24 protein-coding genes and 2 pseudogenes are annotated in these 21,109 nt (G+C 64.9%); 11 read left to right on the top strand and 15 right to left on the bottom strand.

Features of this window, described 5'->3' with window-relative positions:
* A complete protein-coding gene (locus AB6807_RS38985; RefSeq protein ID WP_116914396.1) occupies nt 1–879 on the bottom strand; it encodes an alpha/beta fold hydrolase in 879 nt (292 codons plus the stop codon).
* A gap of 149 nt (nt 880–1,028) precedes the next feature.
* On the opposite strand from AB6807_RS38985, the gene AB6807_RS38980 reads away from it, so the two are divergent.
* A complete protein-coding gene (locus AB6807_RS38980) occupies nt 1,029–1,883 on the top strand; it encodes a DNA-binding transcriptional regulator (protein WP_371088757.1) in 855 nt (284 codons plus the stop codon).
* Nucleotides 1,884–1,926: 43 nt separating this feature from the next.
* Here AB6807_RS38980 and AB6807_RS38975 read toward each other — a convergent pair whose 3' ends face one another.
* From AB6807_RS38975 to AB6807_RS38925, 11 genes and pseudogenes are all read right to left on the bottom strand, one after another.
* On the bottom strand, nt 1,927–2,943 hold the full coding sequence (locus AB6807_RS38975) for an alpha/beta hydrolase (protein ID WP_371088756.1): 1,017 nt from the start codon (nt 2,941–2,943) through the stop codon (nt 1,927–1,929).
* 157 nt (nt 2,944–3,100) lie between these two features.
* Nucleotides 3,101–3,859, bottom strand: a complete 759-nt coding sequence (locus AB6807_RS38970) for an ABC transporter ATP-binding protein (protein WP_116914399.1) — start codon at nt 3,857–3,859, stop codon at nt 3,101–3,103.
* Nucleotides 3,856–5,631 carry a branched-chain amino acid ABC transporter ATP-binding protein/permease gene (locus AB6807_RS38965; RefSeq protein WP_165840590.1) on the bottom strand — a complete coding sequence of 592 codons (1,776 nt, stop codon included), beginning with the start codon at nt 5,629–5,631 and terminating at the stop codon, nt 3,856–3,858. The genes AB6807_RS38970 and AB6807_RS38965 overlap by 4 nt, the downstream gene beginning before the upstream one ends.
* Nucleotides 5,628–6,668, bottom strand: a complete 1,041-nt coding sequence (locus AB6807_RS38960) for a branched-chain amino acid ABC transporter permease (RefSeq protein WP_371088755.1) — start codon at nt 6,666–6,668, stop codon at nt 5,628–5,630. Before AB6807_RS38960 ends, AB6807_RS38965 begins: the two co-directional genes overlap by 4 nt.
* Before the next feature lie 59 nt (nt 6,669–6,727).
* Complete coding sequence (locus AB6807_RS38955; protein WP_371088754.1) at nt 6,728–7,858, bottom strand: ABC transporter substrate-binding protein; 1,131 nt, start codon at nt 7,856–7,858, stop codon at nt 6,728–6,730.
* Nucleotides 7,859–7,899: 41 nt separating this feature from the next.
* Complete coding sequence (locus AB6807_RS38950; RefSeq protein WP_371088753.1) at nt 7,900–8,391, bottom strand: VOC family protein; 492 nt, start codon at nt 8,389–8,391, stop codon at nt 7,900–7,902.
* A gap of 114 nt (nt 8,392–8,505) precedes the next feature.
* Complete coding sequence (locus AB6807_RS38945; RefSeq protein ID WP_371088752.1) at nt 8,506–9,717, bottom strand: MFS transporter; 1,212 nt, start codon at nt 9,715–9,717, stop codon at nt 8,506–8,508.
* 6 nt (nt 9,718–9,723) lie between these two features.
* Complete coding sequence (locus tag AB6807_RS38940; protein ID WP_371088751.1) at nt 9,724–10,761, bottom strand: aldo/keto reductase; 1,038 nt, start codon at nt 10,759–10,761, stop codon at nt 9,724–9,726.
* 414 nt (nt 10,762–11,175) lie between these two features.
* A pseudogene (locus AB6807_RS38935) lies at nt 11,176–11,470 on the bottom strand (IS3 family transposase); the annotation flags it as partial.
* 218 nt (nt 11,471–11,688) lie between these two features.
* On the bottom strand, nt 11,689–11,985 hold the full coding sequence (locus AB6807_RS38930) for a YciI family protein (RefSeq protein ID WP_116914403.1): 297 nt from the start codon (nt 11,983–11,985) through the stop codon (nt 11,689–11,691).
* A gap of 11 nt (nt 11,986–11,996) precedes the next feature.
* Nucleotides 11,997–12,713, bottom strand: a complete 717-nt coding sequence (locus AB6807_RS38925; RefSeq protein ID WP_371088763.1) for an SDR family NAD(P)-dependent oxidoreductase — start codon at nt 12,711–12,713, stop codon at nt 11,997–11,999.
* A gap of 189 nt (nt 12,714–12,902) precedes the next feature.
* Between AB6807_RS38925 and AB6807_RS38920 the strand changes: the two genes are divergently transcribed.
* The 6 genes from AB6807_RS38920 to AB6807_RS38895 all read left to right on the top strand — a co-directional run bounded on the left by AB6807_RS38920 (nt 12,903) and on the right by AB6807_RS38895 (nt 17,406).
* Nucleotides 12,903–13,340: a helix-turn-helix domain-containing protein gene (locus AB6807_RS38920; RefSeq protein WP_116914404.1), complete on the top strand. Its 438-nt coding sequence runs from the start codon at nt 12,903–12,905 to the stop codon at nt 13,338–13,340.
* Nucleotides 13,337–14,590 carry a multidrug effflux MFS transporter gene (locus AB6807_RS38915; RefSeq protein ID WP_371088750.1) on the top strand — a complete coding sequence of 418 codons (1,254 nt, stop codon included), beginning with the start codon at nt 13,337–13,339 and terminating at the stop codon, nt 14,588–14,590. The genes AB6807_RS38920 and AB6807_RS38915 overlap by 4 nt, the downstream gene beginning before the upstream one ends.
* Nucleotides 14,591–14,818: 228 nt before the next feature.
* Nucleotides 14,819–15,568 (top strand): DUF427 domain-containing protein, encoded by a 750-nt coding sequence (locus tag AB6807_RS38910; RefSeq protein ID WP_371088749.1) that lies wholly within the window; start codon nt 14,819–14,821, stop codon nt 15,566–15,568.
* A 176-nt stretch (nt 15,569–15,744) separates the two neighbouring features.
* Nucleotides 15,745–16,116, top strand: a complete 372-nt coding sequence (locus AB6807_RS38905; RefSeq protein ID WP_132749208.1) for a hypothetical protein — start codon at nt 15,745–15,747, stop codon at nt 16,114–16,116.
* A 326-nt stretch (nt 16,117–16,442) separates the two neighbouring features.
* Complete coding sequence (locus AB6807_RS38900) at nt 16,443–16,817, top strand: GNAT family N-acetyltransferase (RefSeq protein ID WP_371088748.1); 375 nt, start codon at nt 16,443–16,445, stop codon at nt 16,815–16,817.
* A gap of 316 nt (nt 16,818–17,133) precedes the next feature.
* Complete coding sequence (locus AB6807_RS38895) at nt 17,134–17,406, top strand: hypothetical protein (RefSeq protein ID WP_371088747.1); 273 nt, start codon at nt 17,134–17,136, stop codon at nt 17,404–17,406.
* Between the two features lie 178 nt (nt 17,407–17,584).
* On the opposite strand, the gene AB6807_RS38890 is transcribed toward AB6807_RS38895, so the two are convergent.
* The 3 genes and pseudogenes from AB6807_RS38890 to AB6807_RS38880 form a co-directional block, all read right to left on the bottom strand.
* On the bottom strand, nt 17,585–18,055 hold the full coding sequence (locus AB6807_RS38890) for a hypothetical protein (protein ID WP_371088764.1): 471 nt from the start codon (nt 18,053–18,055) through the stop codon (nt 17,585–17,587).
* 49 nt (nt 18,056–18,104) lie between these two features.
* Nucleotides 18,105–18,203 (bottom strand): annotated as a pseudogene (locus AB6807_RS38885) (hypothetical protein); the annotation flags it as partial.
* A gap of 57 nt (nt 18,204–18,260) precedes the next feature.
* Complete coding sequence (locus AB6807_RS38880; RefSeq protein ID WP_371088746.1) at nt 18,261–18,515, bottom strand: hypothetical protein; 255 nt, start codon at nt 18,513–18,515, stop codon at nt 18,261–18,263.
* 195 nt (nt 18,516–18,710) lie between these two features.
* Here AB6807_RS38880 and AB6807_RS38875 point away from each other — a divergent pair, with 195 nt between their 5' ends.
* The 4 genes from AB6807_RS38875 to AB6807_RS38860 all read left to right on the top strand — a co-directional run bounded on the left by AB6807_RS38875 (nt 18,711) and on the right by AB6807_RS38860 (nt 20,593).
* Entirely contained in the window at nt 18,711–19,124 is a 414-nt protein-coding gene (locus tag AB6807_RS38875) for a hypothetical protein (protein WP_116914409.1), read from the top strand.
* Entirely contained in the window at nt 19,117–19,467 is a 351-nt protein-coding gene (locus AB6807_RS38870) for a hypothetical protein (protein WP_371088745.1), read from the top strand. Before AB6807_RS38875 ends, AB6807_RS38870 begins: the two co-directional genes overlap by 8 nt.
* A gap of 236 nt (nt 19,468–19,703) precedes the next feature.
* Nucleotides 19,704–19,895, top strand: coding sequence for an Imm70 family immunity protein (locus tag AB6807_RS38865; protein WP_371088744.1), 192 nt, complete (start codon nt 19,704–19,706; stop codon nt 19,893–19,895).
* Nucleotides 19,896–20,050: 155 nt separating this feature from the next.
* Nucleotides 20,051–20,593 carry a YcxB family protein gene (locus AB6807_RS38860; RefSeq protein WP_132749213.1) on the top strand — a complete coding sequence of 181 codons (543 nt, stop codon included), beginning with the start codon at nt 20,051–20,053 and terminating at the stop codon, nt 20,591–20,593.
* Nucleotides 20,594–21,109: the final 516 nt, after the last annotated feature.

Genomic DNA, 21,109 nt, shown 5'->3' with positions numbered 1-21,109 from the left:
TCAGTTACCCCGCAGGAAGTCGAGGTGGACGCGGTTGAACTCGTTCGCGTTTTCATACTGAGGCCAATGGCCGCACTCGTTCATGACGACATAGCGGCTGTCGGGAATCATGTCGGCGATCTGCCGGCCTTCGGCGGGCGTCGCGGTCGGGTCGTGCGAGGTCCACACCACGAGCGAAGGCGCCACGATCGAGCGGTACTGGTCGGCCGTGATCATGTCCTCGCGACGGACCGACATCTCCTGCAGGCACATGATGTGCTGCATCGTCCGTGCGAAGCCGGGCTGCGCATAGATGGCACGTCGCGTCTCGATCAAATCGTCTGTCACCATGGCCTTGTCGTACATCAGGAACTCGATGCGGGCGCGGATGCGCTCCCACGACGGGTCTTCGGCCGCGGCGGTCGAGATCGTCTTGAGGCGCGTCATCACCTCCGGATGCGCGGTCCAGCCGGCCGCCGTGTTGAGCACCAGCCGTTCGACCAACTCGGGGTGGTGCACCGCCATCCAGGCCGCCAGCCAACCGCCGAGCGACTCGCCAGAAAGATGCGCCTTCTTGCGGTCCAGGGCCGCCAGCACGTCGCGCAGGTGCTGCGCGTAATGGCGCAGCCGGTAGTCGACATCAGGCTTGTCGGTCCAGCCGTGGCCCAGCAGATCGATCGCGACGGTCCAGAAGTGTTTGCCGTGGGCCGCCAGATTGCGCACATAGGCCTCCGCATGCCCACCGACACCGTGCAGCAGTAGCAGCAGTGGCTGGCCAGGGTCGCCCGCGCTGAGGTAGCGGGTGCGGATGCCCCCTGCGTCGAGATAGCCTTGCGTGAAGGGCACGCCGTGGAGATCACTCCAGACGCTGGAGAAGGGGGGCGAAGTTGAGGCGGTCATGAGGTCGGTTTGGTTCAAGTGCGACCGAGTCTCGGCGCGGCCTCGCTGCACGCCAACGACTTCGAACGGGTTGTGCACTGGGTGCACAAACGCTTCGCGCGCGGCGGCAAAAGGTGGAAGTTCGCAGCCGACCGCCGCACAATCGGTTCATGGGTTCTGCCATTCCGACCGCCATGCCCGCCAGCGATTCCTCCCCCGACTCCTCTGTCTACAAGCACGTCCAGGGCCTGTCTCGCGGCCTCGCGATCCTGCGCGCCCTGTGCGATTGTGCGGACGGGCGCGCCCAGATTCCCGAACTGAGCGCGCGCACCGACATCCACCGCACCACGGTGCGGCGGCTGCTCGAGACGCTGGTGCTCGAAGGGCTCGTGCAGTCTTCCGAGGACGACGGCGCCTACTTCCTCACGGCAGAACTGAAGCGCTGGGGCGACGCCTTCACCACCTACGACCATGTGGCCGAACTGGCCGCGCCGATCCTGGACGAGCTCTCAGCGCGCATCACCTGGCCCTGCTCACTGGCCACGCCGCAGGAAGACACCATGGTCATTCGCGCGGCCACGCACCACCAGAGCCCTCTGTCGTTCCACCGGCGCACACTGGGCCGGCGGCTGCCGATGCTCATGACGTCGATGGGCCGCGCCTACCTGGCGTTCTCGAACGCTTCCACACGCGACCGCATCCTCGACCTGATCGCGAGCAAGTACGAGGCCGGCGAAGTGCCGTTGATCTCGCTCGCGACGTTCAAGCAGATCATGCTGCGGACCCAGCGCGACGGCTACGGCGCCAACCATGGCGAATGGTCGGCGGACAAGAAGGTGGCGGCCATCGCGGTGCCAGTGATGAACAAGCAGGGGGCGGTGCTGGCATGCATCAACGTGGTTGCCATTACGCGGGCGACGAGCCCCGACCAGCTCGCGAAGAAATTCCTCGCGCAACTGCGCGACGCCGCAACCGAGATCGAAGTGGCGATCGCGCAGAGCGAGTCGAAGGTGCGCAAGGGGTGAGTTCCGGCCGGACTCCCGCCATCAGCCGGCGCCTGCCCCGCGCTCAGAGTTTCTTGGCACGCAGCCAGCTGCGGATCGCCGCGACGTGCTCCGCCTTGCGCTCGAGCGGTAGCCAGTGCCCGGCCGGCAGGCCCGTCTCCGTCAGGTCGGGGCACGCGGCGCGCATCGGATCGCCCTGGCGGTTGCCCGCGATGCTGCAGATGGCATCCCAGTCGCCGTTGATGTAGAGCACCGGCTGCGACAGGCGGCCCTGGTCGGGCGCGCGCCGGGCATGGGCGATGTTGGCGTCGCCGTTCGTGTACCAGGCGCTCACGGGACCGAAGCCATGGGCCTTGAAGGCCTGCACCAGCGCATCGAAGTCCGCCGCCGGCCACAGCGCCGGGTCAGGCGCCATCGCGGGGGCACGGTGCGCGGCGCCGTAGCGCCCGCCGCTGCGCGTGACCATCGCCGACGGCGACACCTTGCCCATCGCGGCCGGGTTGCCGGACCGGTACACCGAGGCCAGCGACGCCGACGGGTCGGCATCGAGATCGGCCACGGCCGACGCGAAGTTCGTCGTGTAGCAGCGGTAGTAGTCCCATTGGCCGTCGGGATAGGTGTCGGCCGGATAGAGCGTGCGGTCCACCAGCGGAACGAGCGTGGGCAGCGCGAACGCCTCCGGAAAGTACGCGAGCGAGGTCAGCACCACGCCGCGGCTGCGCCGGGGATGATGCGCGGCCAGCGCGCCCACCACGGCCGCACCCCAGTCGTGGCCGACCCATACCGCAGGCTTGCCGCCCAGGTGGTCGTGCAGCTCGGTCATGTCCGCCACGATGGCTTCCATGGTGTAGGCATCGTTGGCCGCAGGAGCCGAAGAGCCGCCGTAGCCGCGCAGGTCCGGCGCCACGCAGTGCCAGCCCTCGGCCGCGAACGCATCCATCTGCGCATGCCAGATCAGCCCGATGCCAGGCCACCCATGGAGGAAGATCATGAGCGGCCCGTCGGCTGGCCCCGACTCGAGGTAGTGCGTGGTGTGGCGCGGCGTGCCGAAGGTGCGCGAGGCCAATGCGGGAACAGTCATGCCCCATGCTAAGCCGGACACGGCGACTGCACCGGTAGCGAGGAGGATCGAACGCCGATCGAGGAGCGGTCCGGCCAATGAGGCATGGGATGGGTGATACAAGGCGGTCATTTCAAAGGCTTTCATTGAAGGGATCGGGTGGGTCAGCTCGGCGCCGTCAATGCCGGCCCGCGCCACCGAGGTAGGTCGCGGCCACGCGCGGGTCCTCTGCGAGCGCGGCGCTTGGGCCGTCCAGCACGATGGTCCCGGTCTCGAGCACATAGCCGTGGTCACTCACCTGCAGCGCGGCGCGCGCGTTCTGCTCCACCAGCAGGATCGCCACGCCGCTGCGGCGGAGGTCCGCGATGATGCGGAACACCTCGCGAACCACGAGCGGCGCGAGCCCGAGGCTCGGTTCGTCGAGCAGCAGCACCCGGGGCTTGCCCATCAAGGCTCGCCCGAGCACCAGCATCGCGCGCTCGCCGCCAGAAAGCGTGTTGGCGAGTTGCCCGCGCCGCTCCTTCAGGCGCGGGAAGCGCCTGAACACTTCGTCCATCGTCTCGCGGTGGTCGCGCAGGCCCTGGCTATGGCGCGCATAGGCGCCCATCAGCAGGTTGTCCTCGATGCTCATGGTGCCGAACAGCTCACGGCGCTCCGGCACCAGGCTCATTCCGGCCGCGACCCGCCGCTCGACCTTGACGCCTGCCTGGCTCCTGCCGAGGAAGTTCACCTCGCCGCTGCAGCCCAGCTGCCCCATGATCGCGGCGAGCATGGTGGTCTTGCCGGCACCGTTCGGGCCGATCACGGTGACGATCTGCCCCGCGTTCACGCGCAGCGTCGCACCATGCAGCGCGTCGACCTTGCCGTAGGCCACGTTCAGGCCTCGCACATCAAGAAGGTTTGCGACTTCACCGTCTGACGGTTCTTGAACTCTCATTCGACACTGCCCAGGTAAGCCTCGAGAACGGCCGGATTCTTCTGGATCTCCGCGGGCAGACCTTCGGCAATCTTCTGGCCGAACTCCATCACCACGATGCGGTCGACCAGCCCCATCACGAAGTCCATGTCGTGCTCGACCAGCAACACGCCCATGCCCTCTGCGCGCAGCTTGCGCAGCAGCGCCGCGAGGGCCTGCTTCTCCTGCAGGCGCAGACCGGCCGCCGGTTCGTCGAGCAGCAACAGGCACGGGTCGGCTGCGAGCGCGCGGGCGATCTCGACCACGCGCTGGTCGCCGAGCGGCAGGCTGCCGGCCAGCGATTGCCGGTGCGCGCCCAGGCCGACGCGATCGAGCTGCCGCGCGGCCTCGGCCAGCAGGCGCCTCTCTTCGTGGCGCTCCAGGTGCAGCGACGAGCGCAGGATGCCGGCGCGGCCGCGAAGGTGCGCACCGATCGCGACGTTTTCGAGCACCGAGAGCTGCGGCAGCAGCTTGACGTGCTGGAAGGTGCGGCTCATGCCGCGGCGCGCGAGCTCGTGGGCATCGAGGCCGTCGATCGTCTTTCCGAGGAAGCGCACGGTGCCCGAGCTCACGGGCAGCACGCCCGAGATCAGGTTGAACATCGTGCTCTTGCCCGCGCCGTTGGGCCCGAGCAGCGCGAGGATCTCGCCGCTCCTGACCGTGAGGCTCACGCGGCCCACCGCCACCAGGCCACCGAACCGCTTGGTCGCCTCCTCGACGTCGAGCAGGGTCTCGCCCGCCGGCGGCAGCGTGCGGCGCTCGAGGGCAGGCTCCGTGCGCCTCTGCGCACCCGTCGGGTCAGCGCCCGCCGGGAACCGCCGCGTGATCAGAGGCCAGAGGCCCTCGGGTGCGCGCTGCAACAGGACGATGGTCAGCACCGACAGCACGATCACTTCGTAATTGCCGGTCTGCCCGAGCAGCCGCGGAAGCACGTCGTTGAGCGTCTCGCGCAGGCCCGTGATCAGCCCGGCGCCGAGCAGCGCGCCCCAGATGTGGCCGGCCCCGCCCACCACCGCCATGAACAGGAACTCGATGCCGTAGTCGAGGCCGAACGGGGTCGGGTTCACGAAGCGCTGCAGGTGCGCGTAGAGCCAGCCTGACACCGAAGCCAGCACCGCCGACAGGACGAAAACGATGAGCTTGGTGCGCGGAATGTCCACGCCCATCGATTCGGCCATCACGCGACCGCCCTTCAGGCAGCGGATCGCCCGGCCCTGGCGCGACGACAGCATGTTGTGCACGAGCAGCACGGCGCCCAGCACGATGGCCCAGATCAGGTAGGCGAAGCGCCGGGCGTTGTCGAAGTCGAACGTGAACAGCGTGATGACCGGGATGTTGCCGATGCCGGTGTGGCCGCCGAGGAAGTCGAGGTTGCCGGCCAGGAAAAACAGGCTGAGCCCCCAAGCGATAGTGCTGAGCGGCAGGTAGTGCCCGGCCAGCCGCAGGGTCAACGCACCGAGCACCGTCGCGATTGCGCAGCTCGCGGCGATGCCCACGGGCAGCGCGATCCAGGGCGAGAGCCCCGCGGCGGTCGTGAGGTAGCTGGTCGCATAGGCGCCGACGCCGACGAACGCGGCATGGCCGAATGAACTCATGCCGCCGATGCCAGTCAACAGGGCCAGCCCGATCGCGACCAGGCCATAGAGGCCGGTGTAGTTCAGGATGGTGACTGCCGATTCGGGCAACAGCTGCGGGCCGACTGCCAACAGCAGCAGCACCAGCAGTGCAAACAGGGGGGAGCGCAGGCGCGTCATTCCTCATCCTCCTCGACATGAGGCGAGTGCAGCGAGCGCCACAGCAGCACCGGCAGGATCAGCGTGAAGACAATCACCTCCTTGTAGGCGCTGGCCCAGAAGGACGAGTACGAGTCGAGCAGGCCCACCAGCAACGCGCCCGCCGCGGCGAGCGGATAGCTGGCCAGTCCACCGATGATGGCGGCGACGAAGCCCTTCAGGCCGATCAGGAAGCCGGTGTCGTAGACGATGGTCGTCATCGGCGCGATCAGCAGTCCTGACAGCGCACCGATGGCGGTCGCCAGCGTGAACGCCACAGCGCCCGCACGGGTCGTGCCGATGCCCATCAGCTCCGCGCCCACGCGGTTGACTGCGGTCGCCTTGAGCGCCTTGCCACGGTAGGTGTGGGTGAAGAACCAGAAGAGCGCAAGGATGGCCAGCACGCTCGCGCAGACGACCCAGAGCGATTGGCCGGTCACCTGCAGCGGCCCGACGGTCCAGCTCGCATCACTGAAGGGCGTCGTGCGCGTGCCCTCGGGCCCGAACACGAGCAGGCCGACGCCCGCAAGCGCCAGGTGCGCGGCAACCGAGATGATCAGCAACAGCAATACCGAGGCATGCGCCACATCCTGGAAGGCGATGCGATAAAGCACCGGCCCCATCGGAACGACGATGACCATCGCCACCAGGGCCTGCACCAAGAGTGGCATGCTGAGCGGGACCACCCAGGTGACAACGGCCGCCAGGGCGGCCGGCAAGGCGCCGTAGAGCACCACGCCCTTCACCATGCGGGCGCGATCGCGATCGCGCCATCCGGCCCACAGCTCCATGGCGGCCGCGATGCCCGACATCGCGAGCAGAAGCCAGAGCGTGCCGGGCGTCTTGCCGTTCTGCAGCGCCGCCATGGTGAGCGCGCTGAAAGCGACGAACTCGCCCTGCGGCACGAAGATCACGCGCGTGACCGTGAAGACGAGCAGGATCGCGACGGCCAGCAGCGCGTAGATGGCGCCGGTGATCACGCCGTCCTGCGCGAGAAGCAATGCGGTTTGGAAGTCCATGCGTGTGCCTGTGGCAGCTTGGTTGAAACAGGGCCGGGCGCGCTGGGCGCGCGGGCCGATCACTTCACCAGTTTCCAGTCGCCGTTTTCGGCGCGCAGCAGCACCACGGCCCGCTGGTCCACGCCCGCGTGGTCGGTCGCCGTCATGTTGTAGACACCGTGCGTGCCGACCACCTCCTTCGACGACTCGAGCGCATCGCGCACCGCCTGCCGGAACTCCGGCGTGCCAGGCTTCGCCTTCTTCATGGCCTCGGCGACCGCACGATCGGCGATAAGGTACGTGTCGTACGAATACGCCGAGGTCGAATTTCGCGTGCCGGGGCCATAGACCTGGTCATACAACTTCGCGAACTCCATCGCCGTCTTTTTGGTCGGCGCGCCGTCGGCCAGCTGCTCCGCCACCACCACCGGGCCCGCGGGCGCGACCACGCCGTCCCAGGCCTTGGAGCCCACGCGCATGAACTCCCTGTTGACCATGCCGTGGTTCTGGTAGATGCGCCCCCTGTAGCCGCGCTCGCGCAGCGTCATCAGCGGCAGCACGCCGGGCGTTCCCGAGCCGCCCAGCACCACCGCGTCCGGGTTGGACGCGAGCACCTTCAGCACCTGGCCCACCACGCTGGTGTCGAGGCGCCCATAGCGTTGGTCGGTGACGATCTTCACGCCATTGGCATCCGCATGGGCCTTGAGGCCGTTCAGCACCGTGTCGCCCCACGAGTCCGAGAAACCGATGAAGCCGGCCGTCTTGATGCCATGGGCCTTCATGTCGGCCGCGACGGCGGCCATCATCAGGGGCGCCGGCTGCACACTCGCGAACATCCATGGGTTCTTTGAGATCTCCGCGCCGACCGGCGCCATGGCGATCTGCGGCGTCTTGAGCTGGGCCGCCACATCCGCGATGGCGAGCGAAGACGACACGGTGCCCGCGCCGATCAGCAGGTCGACCTTGTCGCCAACGACCAGGTCGCGCGCGAATTTCACGGCATTGGTCGGGTCGCTCGCATCGTCGCGGATGATGTAGTCCACCGGCTGGCCGCCCAGCGTCTTCGGCAGGATCGCGAAGGTGTTCTTGTACGGAATGCCGAGGCCGGCCGCAGGGCCGGTCGTGCCGATGATCACGCCGACCTTCACCTGCGCCAGTGCGGGCGCGGCCAAAGCGATGGCGGCCGCGCAGGCGGCAATGAGCTTTTTCATTGGTTTGTCTCCGTGCATCGTTGTTGTTGTGCCTGCGGCCTTCAGTTCGCGGACGCGGCCTTCGCGACGGGGAACTGCATGAATTCCATCGTGTGACCCTCGGGGCCGCGGACGTAGGCGGCGCGCGTACCCGTCGGCAGCACTTGCGTGAGGCCGAGCCGCTGCCAGTTCGCCGCTTCGACGCGCGCGATCATCTCTTCGATGTCCGACACTGAGAACGTCAGGTGGGCCGAGCCCACGTCGCACGAACGCGGCCGGTAGACGGTGCGATCGGCCGGCGCGCGGTACTCGAGCAGCTCGATCTTGTGGCCGCCGGGCGCAAGCACCGTTGCGATCTGCAGGTCGGCGCCCGGTACGCCGACGATGTTCTCGACCAGCGGGCCCGTGCCGAGGTCCTTGCGAGAGACGAGCTCGAAGCCCATCACACCGCACCAGAAATCGAGGGCCTCGTCGAGCGAGGACACGGTGAGACCCGTGTGTTCAGTATGCAGGACGAGCGTCTTCGTGTGGTGGGGCTGGGTGGTGTTCGACATCTTTGTTCTCCGTTCGCGAGCGAAATGCGCGCATGAAGTGATTCTGGTGGCGGGCTTCGCCCGCGACGAGCGGCGTCGGCGTTCCGTGCACCCAGTGCACAAGACCCGCGCAATTCAGTGCCGCTGCGCCCTGAGGTTGACCGCGAGCGCCAGCGTTGTCGTGCCGATGCCCAGCAGGCAGACGCCCGTCCAGCCACCCTGCGCCCAGGCGATGCCGGTCAGCAGCGCGAGCAGCCCGCCGCCGACGTATTGGCCAACGATGTAGACCGTGACCATGCGCGTGCGGTTGCCGGGTTCGAGCGCGAAGAGCATGGTCTGCTTCGCGATGTGGGCAGCCGAGGCGCCCACGTCGAGCATGACGATGCCCACGCCCAGGCAGATCAGCGAATGACCGAAGGCGGCCAACAGCGCCCATGCCGCGATGGTGAGCACAATCGCCGCGCGAACCACGCGGTCGGCACCGAGCCGGTCAATCAGGCTGCCCGAGCGCGGCGCGAGCGCCGCGGAGATCAGGCCGAGCAGGCCGAGGGCACCGACCGTCGCGCTGCTCAGGCCGAAGGCCGGCCCCTGGATGTGCAGGCCCAGCGCAATCCAGAGCGAACCGAAGGTGCCGAACATCAGGGCCTGCGTGAGGGCCGCCACCCTGAGCACCTGCTCCCGGTGGATCAGCACGGGCAGTGAGCCGAGCAATCGTGCATAGGAAATGGTGGCTGTGCGTTTGGTGCGCGGCACGTGCCGCGCGCTCCAGGCCAGCAAGATCAACGCCGCGACGGCCGACAGGCCATAGACCAGGCGCCAGTTCGCATAGGCACCAACGAAGCCGCCCACGGTGCGTGCGAAGAGGATGCCGACGATGATGCCCTTGGTCAGCGCGCCGGTGACGCGGCCGCGCGTGCGCGTCGTGGTCAGGTGCGATGCGGCCGAGGGAATCAGGTAGGGCGCGATCGTGAGCAGCCCCAGCAGCGCGATGCCCAACAGGAAAGTTGCGAAGTTCGGCGACCACGCCATCAGCAGCATCGCAGCGGCCTGCCCCGTGATCGCGGCCATCACGATGCGGCGGTTGTCGACCATGTCGCCGAGGGGCAGCAGGAAGATCACGCCGAGGCCCACGGCGACCTGCGCGAGCATCGGAATCAGGCCAACGCTGGCGCCGGTCACGCCGAAGCTCATGCTGACCAGCTTGAGCAGCGGCTGCAAAAAGTACACCCCCGCCACCGAGGCCGAGCAGAGCACGGCGAGCCCCCGCGTGCTCTCGGGGTTCAGGTCGACACCCGGCTTTTCGCCCACCATGCCGTCATCGGGCCGGCCCGTCGGTGGCATCGGCATGCCCGCTCAGGCCGGACCCAGCGGCGCGCGCTCGTCGATCAGTTGCTGCGCCTTCAGTTCGCGCCAGAAGTCGGCCGGAATCGCGATCGTCGACAGGCGCACGCTCTGCTCCAATTCGGCGATCGAACGCGCGCCGGGAATCACGCTGGTCACCAGCGGATGGTTCATCGGAAACTGCAGGGCCGCGGCCTGCAGCGGCACGCCATACGCGGCGCAGACCGCTTCGATGCGGCGTACCCGCTCGAGCGTCTTCGGCGTGGCGGGACGGTAGTTGTAGGTCGCGCCTTCGACGGCGCCGCTCGCGAGGATGCCGGAGTTGTACGGCCCGCCGATCGCGAGGCTGATCCCGCGTTGCTCGCACAGCGGAAACAGCTGGTCGAGCGAGCCCTGGTCCAGCAGCGTGTAGCGCCCCGCCAGCAGGAAGTAGTCGAAGTCGCCCTCCACCGCGAAGTCGCACAGCATCTGCCACTGGTTGATGCCAACGCCAATGGCCTTGATCACGCCCTGGCTGCGAAGCTCCGCGAGCGCCGGGTAGGCGCCCTCCATGGCCTCCTTGAAATGTGAGCGGCTGCGCGGGTCGGCGCCGCCAAACACATCGACCGCCTCGTCGGGATCGTGGATCGCGAGCATGTCGATGCGCGAGGTGTCGAGCCGCTTCAGGCTCGCCTCGATCGAGCGCAGCGTCGCGTCCCGCGAGTAGTTGAACTCGGCGCGCATGGGCACGGGCTGCACGAAGATGCGCGAGGTCACCTCAGACGGATCGACCGGGATCAGGTCGAACCCGACCTTGGACGCGATCACCAGTTCGTCGCGTGGCAGCGGCTTGATCGCCTCGCCCAGGCGGGTCTCGCTGAGGCCGTAGCCGTAGAGCGGGGCCGTGTCGAAATAGCGGATGCCGGCCGCAAACGCGGCGGCGACGGTCGCCTCGGCTTCGCCGGCCGCCATGGCGGCGTACATGTTGCCAAAGGGTGCGCCACCCAGGCCCAGCGCGGTCACGGAGATGCCGGTGCGCCCGATCGGGTGCTGGCTCAGGAAATCGATCAATGGAGGCCTTTCGAATCGAATCGGTCGCGCAGTCCTGGAGACTGCGTGAGGGGATTCTGGTCGGCATCGTCGCGCACGGCGAGCGGCGCGCCGTCTTTGGGCACTGAGTGCACGGGTAGACGGTCGGCTCAGCCGAACTGCTCAGCCCTGACTTCCCTGTATCAAGAACCTCTCGCCCCCAGCTTGGCTTCGCGGCCCGGCACTTGCGGCCTTGTTGCCTGCCAGCTGCTGACTGCCTTCCTCGGCCGAGCCCGCGGCATGGACGCGCTGAAAGCGCATTGCCGCTCGGTTGCAGCACTGGGTCACACATGTTGACGTGGAAGGCATAGCTGGCTGCGACGCTTTGGTCGATCATCCGAGGCTCGAGGCCATTGCCATGACCACGTTCCTGTCGGCTTTGCGTCGCCGCACACCGCCAACGACAGCCCTTCTGGCCTCACGAAGGGCCTCGAACCCACGCAGTCAGTGTCCCTCTACGGGTTAACCCGATGCCCTCATGGTGGCAGCAATGCAGCGGTCGTCAGTGAGCCAGTGCGCGATAGCCGCCGCTTTTTGATTCTGCGAGAACTTGGGTCTCCGGCCCCGCATGGCCCACAGGTAATTCGAGGCGCTGCTCGAATTCCCGGCACCAGCCCTTCAAGGCATTCTTGGTTGGGTAACCCAACTGACGAATGGTCACTCCGACGCGTTTGCCGAGCTTGATGTACAGCGCGACCGCTCAAATCCTGTCGTCGACTGAATACATGAACTAGCTCTTGGCAGTCCGCGTTTTTTTCCGCATCCCACGCTGATCACGATTGCGCTGGCGCTAACAAGGCAGCGCTGCTGGGAGTCCGTGTGCGTCCGGCACAGTCATCTTGATCTAGGCTTCGCTCCATAGGCGGCTCGCCGCTTGCTACAACGGCGTTTGCACATGAAGCGACGCAACTAAGGACGCGACTTCAGACTCAGCATCTTGAAATGCTCATAGTGCCCGACCCCGTTCTTGACGATGGGGTCTTGTGACGTATAGGAATCAACGTCCTGCCCCTCTTCGATCCGGAACAGCGACACGCCGTAGCCGCCTGCCGGGTCTATCACCGGGCCATGCGCGACGACAACGCCCTTGTCGAGCAGGTCGTTCAGGAACGCGCCGTGCTCGCTCATCCAGGTCTTTTCATCCGGGGACATCGTCGCGAGGAAATCTGCACGGGGCGGAATGAATTTGCACAGGTAGAACTTCATGGTGTCTCCAGTCAAGCCGTCTTCACGCTTTTGAGAATCGAGCCCTCGAACAGCTTCGGGATGTAGTTCTGCAGAAACAGGATCATCCCGGTCATCTTTCCGACCGGATTGCTGAACTTCGGGGCGCGCGCCTCGATGAGGCCGGAAATCGTCTGGATGACGGCCTCCGGCGATCCCGCTCCGTCGATGCCTTTTTGCGTCGCGGCCTGCACCTGCTGGCGGTAAGCGTTGTAGTCGGCGATCTCGCCGCTCGCCGCGGCGATCGCGTTGCGGCCGAGGTTCGTCTTGAACCACACCGGCTCCACCATGTTGACCTTGATGTTGAACTGGTCCAGCTCGAACCGCAGCGACTTGAAGTAGCCCTGCACCGCGTGCTTCGAGGCGGCGTAGAAAGACAGATTGGGCGGACCGATCAGTCCCACGATCGAACTCACCGTGATGATCTGCCCGGACCTCTGGGCACGCAGGCGGGGCAGCAATGCGTTGGTCACCTTGACGGTGCCCCAGAAGTTCGTCTCGAACTGCTGGCGGCCCAGGCCGATGGGCGTTTCTTCGGCAATGCCGGTCACCATGTAGCCGGCGTTGTTCACGAGGACATCCAAGCGCTCGGTGGACAGGGCCAGTTCGCGAGCGAACGACGCAATGGATTCGTCGTCGTCGATGTCCAGGCGCAGCAGCTGGAAAGGCATCTGCGCTGCGTACTTTTCCGGCGCGCGACTGGTACCCACCACGTGGTGGCCCTGGGCGTGCAGGCGGGTGCCAGCATCAGGCCGAAGCCCGACGACGCGCCTGTGATCAGTACTGTCTTTTTCATGTGAGCTTCCCGTTGAAGGATCGATCGAGGCATTTCTCGGCTCTGGACGAACCGCGGGTCGCAGGTTAGTATCGATTCAATACTAAGTCAATATCAAATCGATATGAACTCGAAACCCGATGCCCAGTCCACATGTCCCATCGAGCGCAGCCTTGCCTTTCTGGGGGACAGCTGGACCATGCTGATCCTGCGAGATGCCAATGCGGGCGTGACGCGCTTCGATCAGTTCAAGAAGAATCTCGGCATCGCGCCGACCATCCTGACCAAGCGATTGGCAACGCTGACGGACGAGCGCCTGCTGGAGAAAAAGCTCTACTCGGAACGCCCGCCGCGCGAGGAATACGTGCTGACCGATGCCGGGCGAGACTTTCTGCCGGTCCTCTTCATGATTGCCGCCTGGGGTCAGAAGCATCGGGGCGGCGGTCGGTTGACGCGCTTCCTCGATGCCGAGAACGGCACGGAACTCAAGCCCGCCGCGATCGACACCGTCACCGGCTTCGAGCTTGGCACCCGACCCATCCGGATCGTGGTCCCCGAATGAAAAGCGACACCGTCCAGATGCATGCGGCTGCTCGGCTGGCGCCGACGCGCGGACTGGTGTCGCTGCTTGCCGCTCTCGCGGCCATCGGGGCCCTGTCGACCAACATCATCCTGCCGTCGTTTCCTGCCATCGGCGCAGGACTTGGCGTGACCGGCGCCCAGCTCGGGCTGACATTGAGCACTTTCTTTGTCGTGTTCGCGATCGGTCAACTCATCGTTGGCCCATTTTCGGACCGGTACGGACGGCGCAAGCTGGTCATCGGCGGCCTGCTGCTCTTCGCGGCAGGGGGCGTCATGTGCGCGCTGTCGCCCAACCTCGCCTGGCTGGTGGGCGGTCGGGCCATTCAGGCAGCCGGCGTGTGTGCCGCATCGGTGCTTGCGCGCGCCATTGCCAGAGACCTGTTCGAAGGCGAGACGCTCTCGAAGGTGCTGGCGATGGTGATCGTAGCGATGGCCGCGGCGCCCGGGTTTTCTCCCTTGCTGGGCAGCGTGGCCGAGCAGTTCGTCGGTTGGCGCTGGACTTTCGGGACGGTCAGCGCGCTGGGGCTGATTCTGGCGACCTGGTACGCACTGCGGCTGCCGGAAACCCACGCCACTTCACAGCGTACGCCGTTGTCGATCGGCCCCGTCTTCGCGACGTATGCCGGTTTGCTGAAAGATGCGCGTTTCATGCGGCCAGCGACCGTCGTGGCATGCGTCACCGGCGCGCTCTATGGCTTCTTCGCCGCCGCGCCTGCCGTGCTCATCGGCGCCCTCGGCTTGAGCTCGCTGCAATTGGGATTCTTCTTCGCGGCAACTGTCCCCGTCGTGTTCGCTGCGGGGATGCTCGTGCCGAAGCTGTCGGGCCGGTGGGGTCCGCAAAAGACCTTGCAATTCGGGCTTGTGCTCTCGCTCGCCGGCGGCATGGCCATGTGCGGCGTGGCGGTTTGGGCGCCCACCGATCTGGTCGCGTTCACCACAGCCCTTTGCGTGTTCCTTTTCGGCATGGGCATCGCGAATCCACTGGGTACCGCCTTGTCGCTCGCGCCAGTGGCGGCCCAAGCCGGTGCCGCGTCGGCCATGCTGGGCTTCATGCAGATGTCGGGGGCCGCTTTGGGCGCAACCCTCGTGACGAAGCTTGCAGGCGTGTCGCCGATGACGGCCCTGGGACTGGTTGTGACGGCATCACAAGCGCTTTCGATCGCGCTTTTCATGCTCCTCCGCCAGACAGCGCCGCGTGAACGCAGCAATTCGGAAAACCAAGCCCTTTAGGCAGCCGCCGACGATCTTCCAGATTCATCGCGCCGCTTGCCACTGCCCTAAGAGTTGACGCGAGGCACAGTCTGCTGAGAGACCGATTCCGGCTGAGCCGCCGTCATCGAACTTGCCTTCGAGAGCGGCGGCAATCGCTGCAGAGCAACGGGACGACCTACCGCACAACGGGTTGCATCGACCGGTTGAATCCGCCACCCATTGCAGTCATACGGCTTGGGGAAGCACATGTCCGCATTGCAGCGGCAGCGCCACTGCGCAGGTCTGTACAGCAGGCATCGGCCAATCGCTGGTGGAACATGTTTGGGCCAGAGGTGCACATCGTCGGCACCACGTTGTCAGCCAAAAGCTCGTTGTTCCGAACCACCATGGACTCTCGGCGTTCGACCGGCACTTGGCGTCCTCGTGTATCTTTCAATCAACATGAGCAGCGATTCCAACTGGCTTGATAGCGCCCGCGCGCAGTGGCATTGGCGAGGGGAGAAGCGCCCCCCGTTCGCCGACGTCCCTGCGCCAGGACAGGTTTCGGTTTGGGATTTCCCGAGGCCGCCAGAGCTCGTACGCGAACCACGTGAGATCGTCGTGCTCTGGGGCCATCTCGAGGTCGCGCGCACCCGCGCCGCCTGGGCAGTCCGAGAAACGGCCCACCCACCGACCTTCTACCTGCCGCTGGCCGACGTACGGCCTGGACTGTTGCAGCCCGCTGGCAATGGTTCGTTCTGCGAGTGGAAGGGACCGGCGCGCTATTGGAATCTGGTCGACGGCGCACGCCGCTTGGACCAGGTGGCCTGGAGCTATCCCCATCCCTTGTCTGGTGCCGAGCCGCTCGCTGGCTGTGTCGCCTTCTATGCCCACAATCTTGACTGCCGTGTCGGCGGATCGAAGGCCCAGCCACAGGCGGGCCCTTTCTATGGTGGCTGGATCACCCCCGACTTGGCCGGACCCTTCAAAGGCGGATCCGGTAGCGGAGGTTGGTAGCTGGTCGGACTCGGCAACCGACGCGGAAGCAAAGACAAAACACACAACGGCGTGCCATCGCATATGGGCACCGACGTCAATTGCACTGGTCCAAGACGGCGGCTTCGCCTATTGACGAGCGACACGATACAAGTTGTAGTGCAACGGCTGCTATCCAACGATCAATTTTGTGAACTATGTCAAAAGAGTCAATTGAAATCCTTGCGCAAGGCGAATCGTCCATCAAGCCACTGACGGCTTTGATACTTCGTGCGATGTTGTCCCTGCCCTTGGGTGCTCAAGCGAAGGAACTTGCGGTACTGTTGCACTGCGATGCGGAGCAGGTGCGGCGCGCACTTCGTGCCGCTAAAGCGCAGGCGCTGGTGGACGTTGAGCCAGGAGATCGCATGGGGCCTGCTGAGTGGTTCCTTTTGCCGGCTGGCCGGGAGAGGCTGCGCGAACACGAGCGGAAGAATCCGCCAGCGACCGCTTCAGCCCAGCATCGATTCCCGCCCTCGCTGCCCAATGTGCCGAACAGCGTTTTCGCCTTGGGCACCTTTACGCAATAGCAGTCCCAGCGCTCTGGGCCGCAAGGTCGGGCAGTCCTCGGGCAACGCGTCGCACGGTTCCGGCAGGGGAGCATTGGCAGCGCGGAATGACGCTCCTTGCCCGTCGACGTGCGATTTAACCTTCGCCGGCCCGCGTCGAACGGTCGCTGGAGCTTCCGCCGTACCGGCCGAGCACCGCAAAACCCAGCTCCCGGCCGAACCGCTCAGGAGCAGTCGTTAGCCCTCACCTCTCCTCGATGAAAAGATCAGCTCCAAAAATCCGGCCTGCATCAGTCAAAGACGTAAGCGCTATGTTCAAGGTCAGAGCGTCGGTCGGAGAAAACAAGATGACCACTGATGAGCTGACGGAAATAGGCGTTACGCCGGAATCCATCGCCATCGCCGTCAGTACCGCACCTTGCTCGTGGGTAGCGACCGTTGATGAGGAAATCGTTGGGTTTGCAATGGTCGACTTGGACAGCGGATGCCTATTTGCCTTGTTCGTTCTGCCCGAGCATGAAGGTCGTGGAATAGGCACGCGCTTGACCCATGCCTGTGAGTCGGCCTTGTTCGAGCGGCACCCTGCGGCATGGCTCGAAACCGCGCAGGACAGCCGCGCTGCGCAACTCTACCGTTATCTCGGATGGGGTCACGAGGTGGAGATTGGTGGCGGAGACGTCCGATTGGAGAAGCAACGCCCCGTGACCGCCTCGAGCCCATAAGGCCCAGCCCCGGCCGGCCGCAGTCAGCCAGGAGCGGTCCTCCGTCTCTGCTTGGAATCACCTGACTGACTCGGCGCCAGCGGATCCATTGGAATCCGATGGAAGAGGGAATGCGACCCCACCCCTGCCGTTGACGAATCGCTCCGCCAAACACATGCCCATAGTGCTCAAGCGCAGTATCGATCAAGCTCGAGCTCGGCCCGTCGCCGATCGCCACGCGCGGCGCGCTTCTCTGGCGGTCTGCGGAAGACGAAACGGAGGCAATGATTGCTGAGCATCGAGCGCCGGCACGCGAATGGAGCGACTGCCTCACTCCATGGCCGCCGAAATGCAGCCGATGCTTGCAAAGCTGCCGTCGCTCGCCACTTGGGCGCCCAGCGACTTTGAATTGGAACCCTCTGCATCTGCACGCCAACTGCTGGCAGGAGCGCAGGCCACAGGGGAACGTGTCCGCCAGGGAACGGTTGAAGCGATCGAAGTCCCAGTAAACCGCATCACGGGTGTCGTCGTGGAAGGGCAGAAACCGCTCGCCGACGTTGGAAAATTCCAAGAGCTGTTTCAATGTCATTCAGAGCAAAGCCAATCCTGAGCTCCATGTGGCGGGTCAAGCCCTGAAATCAACATGTGGAAAGTTCGATCGGCCCACTGCTCTCGGCATGCCGCTTTCGAACAAGATGAGCGGGCGCGCGTCCATGCAATGTCGTCGCCTTGGTGCAGTGCCCCGTCTTCAGCTATGTACCGCTTTGCTGATCCTGCCTGAAGGCGCCTCAGCTGGCACCGCTGTTAGCCGCGTCGACCGCCTTGTTGCGCACGTCGACCCACTGCGTAGCTGCATCGGCAACCGCTTTATTCGAGCCGCCCTTCACCGTGGCCGTCAGCGCGCGCGTGCTGCCGATCAGACTGTCGATCTTCTCCTTGTACATCGCGCACACCGGATCCCTGGCCGGCGGCGCCTTCGGGTCCTTGCGCAGCGTGCCAAGCTCGGTGTTCGCGGCACTCACGGCTTGCAGCGCGGCGTCGATGGCCGGCAGATTCTGCCTCTCTTCGAGAGCGAGCCTGACGGTACCTGCGAGCTTGCGCGTCTCCAGCGACACCTTCAACTTGTGCAACCCCAGCGTACCCGGCTTGAGCGTGGCCAGTTCTGCCTCGTCGCGCTTCAGCGTCTGCGCGGACAACGCGGCACCGAAGTCCGCGGTGGCCTTGTTGGCGGCATCGAGTGCTGCGACCCAGGGGTGCATTCATCTGCCGCGCCTTGGCGCCCTTGTCGCCCAGGTATTCCTTGGTGCTTTCGTAGGTGCGCGCTTCCTTGATCAGCGGGTTGACCGCTTCGAGCGCGGCCTTGAGCACCTTGTCCGGCGCGTCTAGTTCCGGCAAGGGCTGTGCCATGGCCATGGCCTTGTCGAAGGCGCGCAGGGCGTCGTCGACATCGCCGCCCGCAAAGCTTTAACTGTCGAGCGGGGCGCCCGCTTTTGCGGCCTTCGGGTTGGCAAGCCGGTAGTCGCGCAGGATCCTGCCGAAGCTGTGCCTTTGGAGCAGCTTGGTGTAAGCCATGACATAGGCGTTCAGCTTTTCTATCTGCAGCTTCTCCGGCACCACGAGATTGGACGCGCCTGTTGGCGCTGTTGGCGCTGTCGGAGTTGTCGGAGTTGTCGGAGTTGTCGACGCTTCCGGTTTGCAACCAGTCAGGGCAACGGTCATCGGCAAGGCCAGGACGGCCACCCATCGGGCAAGGTCGCACACGCGAAATACTGTCCTGCATGTTCCTACAGAAGTGGCAAAACCGCAGACTTTAGAACGGCGACGCGCCGCTGGTCTTCAGGATGTTGTGATATAGATGCGGGACGCAGCAATGCATGTCGTCGACAACTTTTCATTTCGTCCCGCAGCAACCCGATGCTCCACTACACAACCATCCAGTCCGGTGTGCCTTCGACCGACCAGGACGACATCGGCCAGGTCGACGGCTTTGAAGCGGCCATCGCGCTTGTCAGGTCGGTCGACTGGAAGAAGGTCATGGCCGCATGGTACGAAACGCAAGAAGGACCGTTGCCCGCCATCGTGTTCCAGGCCCCGGCCTCCCGTGCGGAGCTGTACGTGAGCCATGTGCCGATGGACGAAGCGCCTTACGACCAGGTGCACTTCATGCGCACCCTAAAGACGGGGTGGCTGAGTTCGCGGAAGACCACGATCACGGCGGAGCTGCATTCACCCGCGCTGCTCGAACAATGCCTTGCGGACTGGGAAGCGGAGCGCTGGGAATCGTTGATGCAGCGCTTGCGCACCCAGGGAGTGAACGCACTTGGCTGAGGCCGCGGCGCCGTTGGCAACATTTACCGGTCTGCGTGGATTGCCGTGGATCGCACTTGCGACCAACAGCCTGAATCCCGTTTGCCGCATCGAAGGCGACCAGTTGGTCTTCCGGGTGATCCGCCCGCGCCAGCGGCCCTGTACGGACATTCGCGAGGTTGCCGTACGCGAGGCCTACGGCACGTTCAACCTGATCTTCTCATTTCGCCACACACCACTGACCTTCGTAGCCAACATGGGAACCGCAGCGCGAGGCGCCGAGGTTTTGGCTTCGCTGCCGGAGGGCGTTCCGCTCTCCGGCAGCGCGCGGTTGGCGTTGACTCGCAAGCACCCTGAGAGGTGATCTTTCGCAGCGACCGACATACTTCGCCTGTGACCAAACATGGACTTCAGATGTCGAGTGGAACCTCATCAAAAATCTTGCCGTGGCCGACCATCCAGCTCGATGCATAGCGGCGCTCCACGACAATGCCCGCGTCGAGTTTTGCACGAACGGCCTGCCGCGCAGTTGGGCATCGACCACATGCCAGTGCTCTTTGAGCTCGCAGAGCTGCAACTGGCCAAAGTAACCCTGAGCAGTTGCCTCCCGCACTTGTGGGGTGGGACCTCGAGAACCGCGGCTCCAAGCCGCCCTGGGGCGACAAGATCGCACCGCACATCGCGAGCCTTGCCAACTACTTCGTGTCGAGCAACGGACGCGAGGTGTTCGAAGTGCTTGAGAACGCTCTGGCGGCCTCTGCCGAACAACAACAGGACGCGGTAGTTCATTGATTGGCTTCTGCCGGCCAGAAACTCGTCCCTCGACGCCGCCTGGTCTTGTGCGCCGGCGGCATGCGGTTCTTGCGCGACCGTGAAAGCGCACGGCATTCAGCCGCCGACCGCAAACAGTTCAAATCACCATATCGACCCGGACTAGTCACACTGCCATGCAAGACAAGAATGCGATACCTCGAATGCCGATCGAATACCGGTTTCAATTTTCGGTACACCATTTCTGGACGGGCCTTCAACGCTACAAGCGGGAAATCTGGTGGATGCGCCCGTTTTTTCAGAATCGATGGCTGTGGGGACTTTCTTGTGTGCTGGCTTTGAGCATCTTGGCGAACAAGGCTCCGGGCGTGGCGGTAATTCTGGGTTGCCTGATCATGGTGGGGGTGCTCTTGGCGGGTTGGCCTCGCTCACTAAGCATCTGGATGCTTGAGAAGAAATTCCGAAAAAGTCCGTTCTATAACGACGAGATCACCTTTTCTCTGTCCGAGAGCGGAGCGCACGTGCGAGGCCGGGGCTCTGAATCGCGCACGGGCTGGGCGATCTTCACAAAAGCTCGTCGTTTCGATGACGGTCTCATGCTGTTCCAAGGGCCGAACGTTTTCTTGTGGCTGCCTGACACAGCTGCCGCCACAGCAGAAGATATTGCAGCGGCACAGAACCTCGCACGTTCTCAAATTCAAGACTATCGAGAGGGCTAGAGCCGTCATTGACTTGGCCAGTTCTTTCGCATCGAGTAGGAGCACCGCAGGGCGCAGCTCGAACGACCGCTACGAGGAAGCTTGACAGCCTGTATGGCCGCCAAGCTTGCGACAGGTCACAACCGGACATGCAGCACGGACGTCCACCTGGGTACATTAATACCTTCGCGATAGCTGCCATTGACGGATACCAGCGGTTCGTCTCGCCATGCAAAGGCTTCGGCTGCGCACATCGAATGCGAACGAGCGGAGCCTCCTGTTGGCGATTCGCAAAGCGAGCGGTTCGTCGCTATGCTGCATGCGCCGCCTCGGCACAAATCTTCTCGAACTCAGAAGATCAAAAAACGGCCGCCGAACCTCCGTAAGCTCCCGCCCAGCTTCTCGCTTTGGTGTCGCTGGGGCGCGAGGAAGCTGTCGGGGTGCTGCGCGTGCTGGCCGGGCTAGGGAACGTCTGATCAAGTCGTAAATTGGCTTGTCGGCGATGGTGCGTGTTTGGCCTGTTGCGCTCGCAGGCTC

Origin of the sequence: Variovorax sp. RCC_210, from assembly GCF_041355175.1 — a bacterium.
Classification (GTDB): domain Bacteria; phylum Pseudomonadota; class Gammaproteobacteria; order Burkholderiales; family Burkholderiaceae_C; genus Variovorax.
Note: the sequence above shows the minus strand (reverse complement) of the source record. Positions and strands in the feature narration are given on the sequence as shown.